Here is a 12,009-nt window from a genome sequence, read left to right as displayed (position 1 = left end):
CTGCCCCATGACCACCACTGCATCCCCCGCTGTTGCCAACGACATCCCCGCCTACACCGTGGATGAGCCCGCCAACCAGATCTTCGGCCTCGGCATGGCCATGGCCGAGGCCTTCTTGCTCAAGGGCGAGGCGATCGGCAATGAGCGCGCCCGGGTGCGCATGCCCTACCAGAAGCAATACACCAACAGCCGGGGCGATATGCATGGCGGCGCCATCGCCACCTTGCTCGATGTGGGCCTGTCCTGCGCAGCTCGCGCGCATGATCCGTTGCGCTATGGCGTCATCACCGTGGACCTGACCATTCATTACATTGCGCCGGGCAGTGGCGATGTGGTCTGCACGGCCGTTTGCGAAAAGCGCGGCAAGAGCCTGTCCTTTGTGCGCGGCGAGCTGCATGACGATGCCGGCAACCTGTTGGGCCTGGCCACGGGCACCTTCAAGCTGGTCGATAAACAAAAAATCTAAGCCTGCAAAAAACCGGCAGATATGGCATGCTGGCGGTCTTATTGCTCACTTTTTGACCATGACGACGCGCCAATCCACCCATGCCATCCATCCCCAGTTTCTGGACCGTTTCTCGCCCCGCGCCTTCTCGGGCAAGGCGCTGACGCACAAGGACATCGAGACCATTGTGGAAGGCGCACGCTGGGCCCCTTCGGCCAGCAACAAGCAGCCCTGGCACTTTGCCTATTCGATCAACGGCGATGCCAACTGGCAGGCGTTTTCCACCATTCCCAACGAGTTCAACCGCCGCTGGTGCCTGAATGCCGGCGCCCTGTTGGTGGTGCTGTCGAACAAGGACGAGTCTCCCGCGCCCAGCTTTGACACCGGTTGCGCCTGGGGCTACCTGGCCCTGCAAGCCCATGCGATGGGCCTGGCCACCCACGCCATGGGCGGCATCGAGCGCGATGCTGCACGCGCCGTGCTCAAGCTCGGTGACAACTGGCAGGTCGAATGCCTGGTCGCCATTGGCGAGCGCGGCGACAAGTCCAGCCTGCCCGCCGACCTGGCCGAGCGCGAGACGCCCTCGCCGCGCAAGGCGCTGTCGGAAATCTTGACCGCAGGCCCCCTGGCTTAAACACCGGCACCCAGCAACGCAAAGGCTCCCGACTGGAAGCCTTTGTGCATGAGGTACTTGGTATTAAGCGACGTTGAGGCGCTCGCCACTTTGCCGGTCAAACACATGCCAGTGCTGCGGCGCCGTGTGCCAATGCAGCGCCTGGCCGGGCGCCAGCGCCAGGCGTTCCTTGACGGTCGAAATGAGTGGCTGCTGGCCAAAGCGGCTGACCACCTGGGTTTCGGCGCCGGTGGGCTCCACCACCTCGACGGTCGCAGCGCTGGTGGCGACACCGCTCAGGGGCGCCACTTCCAGCTGCACATGTTCGGGCCGCACGCCCAGCCACAGCGCACGCTCGCCCTGGGCCTGCAGGCCGGGCAGCAGCGGCAGGCGCAGGCCATCGTCGGTCACCAGCTGCCAGCCGTCCTGCGCTGGCTGGCTGCGGGCGGCAATCAGGTTCATCGAGGGCGAGCCAATGAACTGCGCGACAAAGGCATTGCGTGGCCGGTCGTACAGCTCCAGCGGCGTGCCCACCTGCTCGATCAGGCCGTCGCGCATCACCACGATGCGGTCGGCCATGGTCATGGCCTCGATCTGGTCATGCGTCACATAGACCGTGGTGGTGCGCAGGCGCTGGTGCAAGGCCTTGATCTCGGTGCGCATCTGCACGCGCAGCTTGGCATCCAGGTTGGACAGCGGCTCGTCAAACAAAAAGGCCAGTGGCTCGCGCACAATGGCGCGGCCCATGGTCACACGCTGGCGCTGGCCGCCCGACAGCTGGGCAGGCAGGCGGGCCAGCAGCGGCTCCAGGCCCAGAATCTCGGCCACCTGCTGCACGCGCTGCGCAATGGCTGCGGGCGCCTGGCGCTGCAGCTTGAGCGCAAAGCCCAGGTTCTCGGCCACCGTCATATGCGGGTAGAGCGCATAGTTCTGGAACACCATCGCAATATTGCGCTCGCGCGGCGGCACATCGTTGATGAGCTGGCCACCCAGCACGATCTGGCCGCTGCTGACCTCTTCGAGCCCGGCGAGCATGCGCAGCAAGGTGGATTTACCGCAGCCAGATGGCCCAACGAGCGCCACAAACTCGCCCTCGGCGATATCGAGCGAAATACCCTTGAGCACATCGTGCCCCTCAAAATGCTTGCGCAGCTGTCTCAATGCAATCGAAGCCATGTCAGTCCTTAACGCCACCGGCGGTGAGGCCGTGAACGAGGTATTTGCGCACCAGCACCGTGAACAGCAGCACCGGCAGCATCACCAGGGTGCCGGCCGCTGCAATCTTGGTCCACTCCCAGCCGTCGTACTGCAGAAAATTGACGATGGCCACCGGCGCCGTCACCGCCTGCGTGCGGGTCAGAATCAGTGCGAAGAAAAAGTCGCTCCACGAAAAGATGAAGCACAGCACGGCGGTGGCCACCAGGCCCGGCCGGGTCAGTGGCAAGGTCACATGCCAGAAGGCCGACCAGATGCTGCAGCCGTCCATCCAGGCCGCCTCTTCGAGCGCCGTGGGAATGGCCTCAAAAAAGCCCTGCATCATCCAGATCACGATGGCCAGGTTGAAGGTCAGGTAGACCAGCACCAGGCCCCAGACGGAATCGAGCAGGCCCAGCCAGCGAAATGCCAGAAAGAACGGAATCGTGAACGCAATGGGCGGCGCCATGCGTGTGCACAGCACCCACAGCGCCACCTGGCGCCGCTGCTTGAAGCGCCAGCGCGACAGCGCATAGGCAGCGGGCACCCCCAGGAGCAGCGACAGCCCGGTGGACAGCACACTCACCAGCAAGCTGTTGCCAAAGGAGCGTGCAAAGTTGTCCTGCCACAGGCCCGCAAAGGCCTCCAACGTGGGGCTGAAGACAAGATCCAGCGACAGCGCATCGCCCGCCGGGCGAAAGGCCATCTGCACCATCCACAAAAAAGGCAGCAGCACCACCATCAGCACCACCACGGCAGCGGTGCTGAGCAGATGGCGCTGCGCGCCTTGCACGGCGCGTTGCCATACGGGCAGCGCAGGTGCTGCGTGGTGCCAGGTCTCAGCGTGCATGGGCATCTCCCTTGGCCCGGCCCAGGCGGCTGACCAGTGCGCTCAGCACAAAGATGATGGCCAGCATCACCACCGCAATGGCGCTGCCGTAGCCCCAGTACGAGAAGTTGAAGGCCTGGATAAAGCCGTAGAAATTGGTGACCTCGGTCACGGTGCCCGGCCCGCCATTGGTCAGCACATACAAGAGCGGAAAGGCCTTGAAGCTGTCGATCAGGCGGAACAGCGCGCAGACCACCAGGGTGCGCTGCAGATAGGGCAGCACGATGTAGACAAACACCTGCCAGCGGTTGGCGCCATCGATGCGGGCGGCATCGACCGGGTCGCGCGGCACCATCTGCAGCTGGGCCAGCACCATCAGCATCGTGAACGGGAACCACTGCCAGACATCGGCGGCCACAATGGCCCACAGCGCGGTGTCGGGGTTGGCGATCAGCGAGCGCAGCGGCCAGCCCCACTGCTCGAGCAGCGCATGCATCGGGCTGATGTCGGGCGTGTAGATGATCTTCCAGACCAGGGCCACCACAATCGGCGGCAGCACCATCGGGATCAGAAAGAACGTGCGCAGGCCCGCGACCACCCGGCTGCTGCTGTGCAGCAGCAAGGCCAGGCCCAGGCCGACGAGCAGCTGCAGCAGCACACTGACCGACGAGAGCTTGGCCTGCACCCAGAGCGAATCGACAAAGCGCTGGTCCTGCAGCAGCTGCGCATAGTTGCCGGCGGGCTGCTCAAAATGGAAGGTCGCTGCTGGGTCGGTCAGGCTCAGCGGCGTGAGGCTCACTACCACCAGCGTGACCAGCGGCAGCAAGGTGATGGCGGCCAGCACCACCAGTGCGGGTGCCAGGCCCAGGCCATAGGCCCGTGCCGATTCGCGCTGCCAGTTGCGCTGCCAGTTGCGCGACGCTGCAGCCGCAGCGGGCTTGCCGCGCGCCTGGCTGGGCAGCGGGCGCGCAGGTCCGGTGTCGAGCGCCTGCGGCGCGAGAGATGCAGTGGGCGGCATGGGCGCGCTCCCTCGCCACTCAGACCGAGACGCCGGCGCGGCGCAGCTCGGCAATCGACGCGGTCTGCGCCTGCTTCATCGCCTGCTCAGGCGTGCGCTGGCCCGTCACGATCAGCTCAATGGCCTTGTTGATCTGCTGGTCCACCTGCGGGTAGGCAGCCACGGTGCGGTATTTCATATGGCCTTGCTTGGCCGACAGCTCCACCGACGATGTCACCAGCGACGCGATGTCATAGCCGTTGACGCGCTGGCGCTCACGGTAAGCGGCCGAGTCAATGTCCGAGCGCCGCGTGGGCGAGCCGTAACCTGCAGCCACGGCGCGCTGCAAGGTTTCCTTGGACGTGGCCCAGCGGATGAACTGCCAGGCGGCATCCTTGTTCTTGCTGCCCACCGGAATGCCCCAGCCATGGATGGCCGTGCCCGGAAAGCGCCCGGCCACACCCTTGGGCACCTGGCCCCAGGCCGCCGATGCCGCCACCTTGCTACTGGACTTATCGGCCAGCTGCGAGAGGTTGATCTGGCCTTGCACGCTCAAATGGCTGCGCCCGGCCTTGAGCGACTGCACGGCCTGGTCCGAGGTGTAGGAGACCACACCGTCGGGCCCGTACTCGCGCAGCAGGCGGGCAAAGTAGTCGGCCGCCGCTATCGCCTCGGGGCTGTCCAAGGTGGGGAACAGGTCATCGGGCGCCTTGCGGAACACATCGCCGCCAAAGGCCTGCAGGAACGGGATGAAGGTCCAGCCATAGTGGTTGTCGGTGACAAAGCCGGCCGCGCGCTCCTTGCGGTTGAGCAGCTTGGCCGCTTGCAGCCAGGCGTCTGTCGTATCGGGAAAGGCCAGGCCCGACTGCTGGAGCACATCAAAGCGCGAGGCCGCCGCAATCGTGACCTCGGCCTGCCAGGGGATGCCGTAGAGCTGGCCATCGCGGCCGCGCTCGGGCGCCAGCGCGCCTTCGAGAAAGTCGCGGATGTCAAAGCTCGCCGGCGTCTTGTTGGGGTCGTTGATATAGCCATCGAGCGGCGTCAGCCAGCCCGAATTGATCCAGCGGCTCGAATAGATGAAGGTGACATTGACCGCATCAAAGGCCGCCCCCTTGGTGGACAGCTCCAGGTCAGCGCGCTGGTTGTAGACCGGAAAGCCGGGCGTGTCGAAATTGACTTTGGCGCCCGTGGCCTCCTCGAACTCGGGAATCCAGGGCCGCAGCAGCTTGGAATACGGCGAGCTGTACAGCGAGGTATTGAGCGTTACGCCCTTGAGCGGCTTGCTGTCCAGCGCCAGTGCCGGAAAGCCCAGCACGCTGCCGGCGCCGGCCGCCAGCGCAGAGGCCAGCAGCTTGCGGCGCGGCACCAGCAGGCCGCCTTCGTAGTGGTAGGTGGTTCGGGTCATGGAAACTCTCTGTGGTGCGCGCAGGCGGCCATCGCCATCTGCGATCGGTGTGTTGCTGTTGGGGAGGGCGCTGCGCCCAGCCGGTGCGCCTGGCCGCCGCTCAGGCTGCTCAGGCCGCTGCCGGCTCGCGCACGGTCAGGTCGACGCTGGTGCGGCCATCGACCGAGGTCGCCACGTCGCCGGTGACCGTCACGCGCCGCATCACGCGGTGGGCATCGGCATAGTCATTGATGGCGTAGTGCTGGGTGGCGCGGTTGTCCCAGATGGCAACATCGCCCGGCTGCCAGTGCCAGCGCACGGTGTTTTCCAGCCGCACGATGCGCTCATGGAAGAGCTGCAGCAAGGCGGCAGACTCGTTGCTGCGCAGGCCCTTGATGCGCTTGGCAAAGTGGCCCAGCAGCAGCGCCTTCTCGCCCGTCTCGGCATGCACATGCACCAAGGGCTGCTCGGACTCGATGGTCTTGCTGGTGAAGACCTTGCGGTAGCTCGCCCGGCCCTGCGTCTCGGTCTGGCTGGCGGCTGTGTTCTGGCGGAAGTTCTCCGCATAGTCGTAGTCATTGCCATGCACGGCCCAGAGCTGCTCGGCGAGCTGCTGCAGCGGCGCGGGCAGGCCTTCATAGGCGGCCACGGTATTGGCCCAGACGGTGTCGCCACCATGGCCGGGCAAGGTCACGGCGCGCAGCACACAGACCTTGGGGAAGACCGCCTTGAAGGTCACATCGGTGTGCCAGGAATCGGCCCGGCCGCCGTGCTGCGAGTTGAGCTCCAGAAAGGCCGTGCCATCGGGCGCGGGCACGGTAGGGTGGGCCTCGATCTCACCAAACAAACGGCCAAAGGCCTGGTGGCCGGCGTCATCGAGGTGCTGCTGGCCCCGGAAGAAAATCACCCGGTGCTGCAGCAGCGCTGCCTTGATCTGGGCAAACAGCGCCGGTTCCAATGCACCCGACAGCGACACCCCATGCACCACCGCGCCGATGCGGCCCGCCAGGGGCTCGACGTGCAGGGCCGTAGCTGCAGCGGCATCGGCCGCTGGGCTCAGGTGGCGAACATTGGTGATGGCATTCATGGGCGCTCCTCGTGGTCTGGCAATCGGGTTGAAGCCTTCATGCTAGGCAGCGGGGTGCGCCACCACAACGACGCATTTCATGCATCGATATGCCAACAGCAGCTAAGAAAAAAGAGGCATAAGCCTCTTTCTTCGGTGTCTAAAGCCATCTACCGCATCGGCGCCGCTGGTTCGCCGTATGGTGGGCGCGGCATCAGAACAGCACGCGGCAGCGGATCGTGCCGGCGATCTGGGCCAGCTTCTCCAGCGCCAGGGCCGACGATTCCTGGTCGATATCGATCACCACATAGCCCACCTTTTCATCGGTGCGCAGGTACTGGCCGGCGATGTTGATGCCGTTGTCGGCCAGCACCTGGTTGATGGCCGACAGGATGCCTGGGCGGTTCTCGTGCACGTGCAGGATACGGTTCTTGCCAGGGTGCTCGGGCAGGGCCACTTCGGGGAAGTTGACCGCCGAGGTGGTGGTGCCGTTGTCGCTGTACTTGACCAGCTTTTCTGCCACTTCCAGGCCGATATTGGCCTGGGCTTCCATCGTCGAGCCGCCGATGTGCGGGGTCAGGATCACGTTGTCCATGCCGCGCAGCGGCGACTGGAACTCGTCCTTGTTGCTCTTGGGCTCGACCGGGAACACGTCGATGGCCGCGCCCAGCAGCTTCTTGGCTTGCAGCGCCTGGGCCAGCACGTCGAGGTCCACCACGGTGCCGCGCGAGGCATTGATCAAAATGCTGCCAGGCTTCATCGCCGCGATCTGGGCCGCGCCAATCATGTTGTGGGTCGAGGCCAACTCGGGAACGTGCAGGGTCACGATGTCGGACTGCGCCAGCAGCGCGTTGAGGTTGGCCGCCTGGTGCGCATTGCCCAGCGGCAGCTTGGTGACCACATCATGGAACACGACCTTCATGCCCAGGCCTTCGGCAAGCACCGACAATTGCGTGCCGATCGAGCCGTAGCCGACGATGCCCAAGGTCTTGCCACGGATCTCGAAGGAGTTGTCGGCGCTTTTCTTCCAGCCGCCCCGGTGCGATACCGCGTTCTTCTCGGGGATGCCGCGCAGCAGCAAGATGGCCTCGGCCAGCACCAGCTCCGCGACAGAGCGTGTGTTGGAGAAGGGCGCATTGAACACCGCAATACCGCGCTCGCGCGCCGCATTCAGATCGACCTGGTTGGTGCCGATGCAAAAACAGCCCACTGCCACCAGCTTGTTGGCCGCAGCAAACACATCGGCCGTCAGCTGCGTGCGCGAGCGGATGCCGACAAAGTGCACGTCGGCAATCTTGCGCTTGAGCTCTTCGCCCTCCAAGGCGCCGGTCAGCGCCTCGACCTGGGTATAGCCTGCCGCCTGCAACACCTTGAGCGCAGAAGGGTGGATGCCCTCGAGCAGCAAGAACTTGATCTTCGATTTATCCAGCGATGTTTTGGTCATGAATGCGCGCTTTCTCTTTCACAAACGACTGCGGTCTGCCCACCAGGCTGCGATCGGCAGCTAGCAGACCCGGGTCGATCATGGCGCAGAACCTTTGCCATTACGTGTTGTCGGGTTGACCCTAGGTTGTATCGCAGCAGGGCTGGCGCCCAATCACCTGCGCCAGCTTGCCCGCCGCCCCACAGCAAACCTTTGATTTGTTGGGTATTTAAGAATCCAAGGCCTTCGCTGACAGCGCCCGGGCTTCAACCCTGGCCTGCAAAGGGCGGGGCTGCGTGGTACAAAAAGCGGGTGATTTTGTGACACAACCACCAGGAGTTTTGTATGACAAGCACCGCAACCCATAACCTGTTTGAACCTGTGCAGGTGGGTGATCTGGCCCTGGCCAACCGCATTGCGATGGCCCCGTTGACGCGCAACCGTTCGCCCAAGGCCGTTCCCCAGCCGATGGCAGCCACCTACTATGCCCAGCGCGCCAGCGCCGGGCTGCTGATCACCGAGGCTACCGCCATCAGCCACCAGGGCCAGGGTTATGCCGATGTGCCCGGCCTGTACGAGCAGGACCAGCTCGATGGCTGGAGCAAGGTCACCAGCGCGGTGCATGCCAAGGGCGGCAAGATCGTCTGCCAGCTGTGGCATGTGGGCCGTGTCTCGCACCGCCTGCTGCAGCCGGACCAGCAGGCCCCCGTGGCGCCCTCGGCCATCACTGCCAAGACAAAGACCTACCTGATCGACCCGGCCACCGGCGAAGGCCGCTTCGAGCCGACCTCCGAGCCGCGCGCGCTGGATGCCGAGGAGGTCCCCGGCATCGTGCACAGCTTTGCTGCGGCCGCCCGCAATGCGGTCAAGACCGCCGGCTTCGATGGCGTCGAGATCCACGGCGCCAACGGCTACCTGCTCGACCAGTTCTTGAAGACCGGCGCCAATGCGCGCCGCGACGACTACGGCGGCTCGATCGAAAACCGCGCCCGCCTGACCTTGGAAGTCACCCGCGCGGTGATCGACGCGGTCGGCCGTGGCAAGGTCGGCATCCGGCTCTCGCCCGTCACCCCCGCCAATGGCATCGACGACGCCGATCCCCAGAGCCTGTTCACCTACCTGGCCCACCAGCTGGCGCCGCTGGGCCTGGCCTATATCCATGTGATCGAAGGCGCCACCGGCGGCCCGCGTGAAGTCGAAGGCCGTCCCTTCGACTACGAGGCCTTCAAGGCGGAATACCGCCGCGCCGGCGGCAAGGCCGCCTGGATGGTGAACAACGGCTATGACCGTGCGCTGGCCGAGCAAGCCGTAGCCAGCGGCCAGGCCGATATCGTCGCCTTTGGCCGGCCCTACATTGCCAACCCCGACCTGGTCGAGCGCCTGCGTAGCGGCGCGGCGCTGAACACCGGCGACAGCAGCAGCTACTATGGCGGCGGCGAGAAGGGCTATACCGACTACCCTACCCTCGCCGGCTAAGCGCCTTGAACGGCCTGGGCCTACAAAGGCCCGGGCCGCGGCTTTACCGGATTTTGGTAGAGTGCGCAGATGCCATTGACTCCCCTCTTCCGCACCACGTTCTGTCTGCTGCTGGTCCCCGGCCTGGCCGCCTGCTCCAGCCTCTGGCCCTCCAAAAAAGAGGCCCAACCGGCGCCACGTGCGCCCCAGCAGGCTCCCGCAGACAAACCGGCACCGCAGGCCCCGTCACCTGCGGCGGCCAGCATCAGCGAAGCCGACCTGGCCGGCGTCTGGGAATGCCAGTTCCAGATCAGCATGGGCAAGGACAGCGCCAGCTTTACCTATACCAACCAGTTCAACCCCGACCACAGCCTGCGCTCGCAGGCCTTTTTGGTCTATGACATGCCCAGCACCGACCAGCAATACCGCTTTGTGCTGCAAGGCACGGGCCAGTGGCGCATGGACGGCAGCACCATCACGATGATCGTGCCCGAGGTGGTCAAGCAGGACCGCTCCGAGCACAAGAAGCCCGAGCTGATGCAAGACAAGGATCTGGTGCCCGAAGATTTGAGCGACACCTGGGCGGTGCAGGCCCACAAGGGCAAGAACCTGCGCGTGACCGTGGGCAGCCTGGCTGACTCCATGCTCTGCAACAAGGAATAAAGGCCGGGCCTGCCATGGATTCGCTGACTCTGGCCTTTTTGCCGCTGGCCCTGTGGTGGCCGGTGGCCCTGGGCCTGTCCTTGCTGCTGGTGCTCGCCGCCGTGCTGTGGATGTTTGTGCAAAACCGCCCCACCCGGCAGCGCGCAGCAGGTGGCGGCCCCGCCTGGCTGCCCTGGGCCTTTGCGCTGTTGGCGCTGGCCTGGTGGGCCTGCGGCTTGGCGCTGGCCTTGTGGCCGCTGAGGGAGCTGGACGAACTGGGCCAGTGGGCCCGCGCACCCAGCTATGTGCTGGTGCCGCTGTGGATTGGCGGCATTGCCTGGGTGGGCGCGCTCCTGGTGCAGCGCCTGCTGCGCAGCACAGCGGCCATGCGCGGCTAAGAACCTGTTCAAAGCACCGGTTTGGTGGCGATTGCCGATTGACAGCCGCCCCATTTGCGCGACACTGGTGTTTACATCTGAGTTGGAGGCTTGCCATGACCGATATCGACAGCATCAACCTCGACAAGCTGCGCAATATTGTGCAGAAGTTCACGCACCGCGACTTCACGGCCGCCCAGATTGCCGACGACTACTGGGATGGCGCTGCCGAGCAGATCGGCGCCAGCGGCGCACAGTTTGAAGCCGTATTGCAGCGCAACGCGGCGCTGCTGGGCATACAGACCGTTGGCAGCCACCAGCCCGCCCGCTGGCATGTAGCGGCTTAACGGCTGTTTCACCTCCCCCTCTTCCCTATCGCACAGCACCGCCGCCCAGCGGTGCTAGGCTTGCACCATGCTGCAGCCCGAACGCCTCCATTTCCGCGATTTCTCCCCCGCCGACCTGTTCGTCGTCGCCCATGCGATGGGTGATGCGCGGCTGACCGCGTTCTACGGGCTGGAAACAGAGCACAGCGATGCCCGCGCGATTGCGCAGGAGCAACTCGATTGGTATGCGTCCGTCGCCAGTGAGGGCAGCGGCTGGTGGCAGGCGGTGCTGCTCGATGGCGCCGTCATCGCGGCCGTCGGCCTCTACGACCATGACGACGAAGCCGACAGCGCCGATCTGGGCTACTGGCTGCTGCCCGACCACTGGGGCCAGGGTTGGATGGACCAGGCGCTGCGCCAGTGGCTGCCCAGCGCCTTTGCGCGTCTGGACTTGCACAGCGTGGTGGCCTATGTGGAGCCTGGCAATGCGGCATCGACCCGGCTGCTGGACCGCCTGGGCTTTTGCCACGAAGGCCTGCTGCGCGACTGCAGCAAGCGCGATGGAGCGTATGTATCGCTGCAGCGCTATTCGCTGCTGGTCAGCGAACTGGCTGGGCTGTAGCGCAACAGCGCTCAGCCCGCCGGCTGGCCATCGCGCACATGGCAGCCCTGCAGATGGTCATTGACCATGCCCATGGCCTGCATGAAGGCATAGACCGTGGTCGGGCCGACAAACTTCCAGCCGCGTTTTTTCAGGTCCTTGGACAGGGCGACCGCCTCGGGCGGCACACCCATCTGGCGCACGGCCTCCAGCGTGATGCGCTCGGGGCGGCTGGCGGGTGCTGGCGCAAAGCGCCACAGGTAGGCGTCAAAACTGCCGAACTCGCGCTGCACTTCGGCCAGGCGCTGGGCATTGTTGATCACCGCCTCGATCTTGCCCCGGTGGCGCACAATGCCGGCATCGGCCAGCAGGCGCTGCACATCGTCGGCGCCAAACTGCGCCACCTGCAGGGCATCAAACTGTGCAAAGGCGGCTCTGAATGACGCGCGCTTGTTCAGAATCGTCAGCCAGCTCAGGCCCGCCTGAAAGCCTTCGAGGCAGATCTTCTCGAACAGCCGGCGGTCGTCATGCACGGGGAAGCCCCATTCATGGTCATGGTAGTGCTGGTAGAGGGGCGAGGCCATGCACCAGCTGCAGCGCGCGCGCTGGTCGTCGGCCAGCGCCAGGCCTGGGGCGAGGGAGTCAAGAGGCATGGGG

The 12,009-nt window shown here is 65.2% G+C and carries 14 protein-coding genes; 7 read left to right on the top strand and 7 right to left on the bottom strand.

Features of this window, described 5'->3' with window-relative positions:
• Positions 1-7 precede the first annotated feature (7 nt).
• Positions 8-466, top strand: a complete 459-nt coding sequence (locus ACPEE1_RS02340; RefSeq protein WP_116926789.1) for a PaaI family thioesterase — start codon at positions 8-10, stop codon at positions 464-466.
• Positions 467-524: 58 nt separating this feature from the next.
• A complete protein-coding gene (locus ACPEE1_RS02335; RefSeq protein WP_182344045.1) occupies positions 525-1,079 on the top strand; it encodes a nitroreductase family protein in 555 nt (184 codons plus the stop codon).
• A 63-nt stretch (positions 1,080-1,142) separates the two neighbouring features.
• On the opposite strand, the gene ACPEE1_RS02330 is transcribed toward ACPEE1_RS02335, so the two are convergent.
• The 6 genes from ACPEE1_RS02330 to serA all read right to left on the bottom strand — a co-directional run bounded on the left by ACPEE1_RS02330 (position 1,143) and on the right by serA (position 7,972).
• A complete protein-coding gene (locus ACPEE1_RS02330) occupies positions 1,143-2,234 on the bottom strand; it encodes an ABC transporter ATP-binding protein (protein ID WP_423935070.1) in 1,092 nt (363 codons plus the stop codon).
• A 1-nt stretch (position 2,235) separates the two neighbouring features.
• Complete coding sequence (locus ACPEE1_RS02325) at positions 2,236-3,102, bottom strand: carbohydrate ABC transporter permease (RefSeq protein WP_232539471.1); 867 nt, start codon at positions 3,100-3,102, stop codon at positions 2,236-2,238.
• Positions 3,092-4,099 carry a carbohydrate ABC transporter permease gene (locus tag ACPEE1_RS02320; RefSeq protein WP_182344050.1) on the bottom strand — a complete coding sequence of 336 codons (1,008 nt, stop codon included), beginning with the start codon at positions 4,097-4,099 and terminating at the stop codon, positions 3,092-3,094. Before ACPEE1_RS02320 ends, ACPEE1_RS02325 begins: the two co-directional genes overlap by 11 nt.
• 19 nt (positions 4,100-4,118) lie before the next feature.
• Entirely contained in the window at positions 4,119-5,483 is a 1,365-nt protein-coding gene (locus ACPEE1_RS02315; protein ID WP_232539472.1) for an ABC transporter substrate-binding protein, read from the bottom strand.
• Positions 5,484-5,592: 109 nt separating this feature from the next.
• The gene (locus ACPEE1_RS02310; RefSeq protein WP_116926784.1) at positions 5,593-6,549 is read right to left on the bottom strand and encodes a TauD/TfdA dioxygenase family protein; all 957 of its coding nucleotides are present in this window, start codon (positions 6,547-6,549) and stop codon (positions 5,593-5,595) included.
• Between the two features lie 193 nt (positions 6,550-6,742).
• Positions 6,743-7,972, bottom strand: coding sequence for a phosphoglycerate dehydrogenase (gene serA, locus ACPEE1_RS02305; RefSeq protein WP_116926783.1), 1,230 nt, complete (start codon positions 7,970-7,972; stop codon positions 6,743-6,745).
• Between the two features lie 324 nt (positions 7,973-8,296).
• Here serA and ACPEE1_RS02300 point away from each other — a divergent pair, with 324 nt between their 5' ends.
• The 5 genes from ACPEE1_RS02300 (at position 8,297) to ACPEE1_RS02280 (ending at position 11,373) form a co-directional block, all read left to right on the top strand.
• On the top strand, positions 8,297-9,427 hold the full coding sequence (locus ACPEE1_RS02300) for an alkene reductase (protein WP_423935067.1): 1,131 nt from the start codon (positions 8,297-8,299) through the stop codon (positions 9,425-9,427).
• A gap of 69 nt (positions 9,428-9,496) precedes the next feature.
• Positions 9,497-10,069, top strand: coding sequence for a hypothetical protein (locus tag ACPEE1_RS02295; protein ID WP_133248181.1), 573 nt, complete (start codon positions 9,497-9,499; stop codon positions 10,067-10,069).
• A 14-nt stretch (positions 10,070-10,083) separates the two neighbouring features.
• Positions 10,084-10,446, top strand: coding sequence for a hypothetical protein (locus tag ACPEE1_RS02290; RefSeq protein ID WP_116926780.1), 363 nt, complete (start codon positions 10,084-10,086; stop codon positions 10,444-10,446).
• A gap of 95 nt (positions 10,447-10,541) precedes the next feature.
• Complete coding sequence (locus ACPEE1_RS02285; protein WP_021026822.1) at positions 10,542-10,772, top strand: hypothetical protein; 231 nt, start codon at positions 10,542-10,544, stop codon at positions 10,770-10,772.
• Positions 10,773-10,839: 67 nt separating this feature from the next.
• Positions 10,840-11,373: a GNAT family N-acetyltransferase gene (locus ACPEE1_RS02280; protein WP_182344052.1), complete on the top strand. Its 534-nt coding sequence runs from the start codon at positions 10,840-10,842 to the stop codon at positions 11,371-11,373.
• 11 nt (positions 11,374-11,384) lie between these two features.
• On the opposite strand, the gene ACPEE1_RS02275 is transcribed toward ACPEE1_RS02280, so the two are convergent.
• Positions 11,385-12,005 carry a DNA-3-methyladenine glycosylase I gene (locus ACPEE1_RS02275; protein WP_116926778.1) on the bottom strand — a complete coding sequence of 207 codons (621 nt, stop codon included), beginning with the start codon at positions 12,003-12,005 and terminating at the stop codon, positions 11,385-11,387.
• Between the last annotated feature and the right edge of the window lie 4 nt (positions 12,006-12,009).

The organism is Comamonas sp. 23, assembly GCF_049601575.1.
GTDB lineage: Bacteria > Pseudomonadota > Gammaproteobacteria > Burkholderiales > Burkholderiaceae_C > Comamonas > Comamonas squillarum.
This window is presented reverse-complemented; position numbering and strand designations above follow the sequence as displayed.

What these genes read in the sequence shown, in the direction of transcription:
- ACPEE1_RS02340 (WP_116926789.1), top strand. Translation starts at nt 8, where the DNA reads ATGACCACCACTGCATCCCCCGCTGTTGCCAACGACATCCCCGCCTAC.
- ACPEE1_RS02275 (WP_116926778.1), bottom strand. Translation starts at nt 12,005, where the DNA reads ATGCCTCTTGACTCCCTCGCCCCAGGCCTGGCGCTGGCCGACGACCAG.
- ACPEE1_RS02300 (WP_423935067.1), top strand. Translation starts at nt 8,297, where the DNA reads ATGACAAGCACCGCAACCCATAACCTGTTTGAACCTGTGCAGGTGGGT.
- ACPEE1_RS02315 (WP_232539472.1), bottom strand. Translation starts at nt 5,483, where the DNA reads ATGACCCGAACCACCTACCACTACGAAGGCGGCCTGCTGGTGCCGCGC.
- ACPEE1_RS02310 (WP_116926784.1), bottom strand. Translation starts at nt 6,549, where the DNA reads ATGAATGCCATCACCAATGTTCGCCACCTGAGCCCAGCGGCCGATGCC.
- ACPEE1_RS02295 (WP_133248181.1), top strand. Translation starts at nt 9,497, where the DNA reads ATGCCATTGACTCCCCTCTTCCGCACCACGTTCTGTCTGCTGCTGGTC.
- serA (WP_116926783.1), bottom strand. Translation starts at nt 7,972, where the DNA reads ATGACCAAAACATCGCTGGATAAATCGAAGATCAAGTTCTTGCTGCTC.
- ACPEE1_RS02320 (WP_182344050.1), bottom strand. Translation starts at nt 4,099, where the DNA reads ATGCCGCCCACTGCATCTCTCGCGCCGCAGGCGCTCGACACCGGACCT.
- ACPEE1_RS02280 (WP_182344052.1), top strand. Translation starts at nt 10,840, where the DNA reads ATGCTGCAGCCCGAACGCCTCCATTTCCGCGATTTCTCCCCCGCCGAC.
- ACPEE1_RS02330 (WP_423935070.1), bottom strand. Translation starts at nt 2,234, where the DNA reads ATGGCTTCGATTGCATTGAGACAGCTGCGCAAGCATTTTGAGGGGCAC.
- ACPEE1_RS02290 (WP_116926780.1), top strand. Translation starts at nt 10,084, where the DNA reads ATGGATTCGCTGACTCTGGCCTTTTTGCCGCTGGCCCTGTGGTGGCCG.
- ACPEE1_RS02325 (WP_232539471.1), bottom strand. Translation starts at nt 3,102, where the DNA reads ATGCACGCTGAGACCTGGCACCACGCAGCACCTGCGCTGCCCGTATGG.
- ACPEE1_RS02285 (WP_021026822.1), top strand. Translation starts at nt 10,542, where the DNA reads ATGACCGATATCGACAGCATCAACCTCGACAAGCTGCGCAATATTGTG.
- ACPEE1_RS02335 (WP_182344045.1), top strand. Translation starts at nt 525, where the DNA reads ATGACGACGCGCCAATCCACCCATGCCATCCATCCCCAGTTTCTGGAC.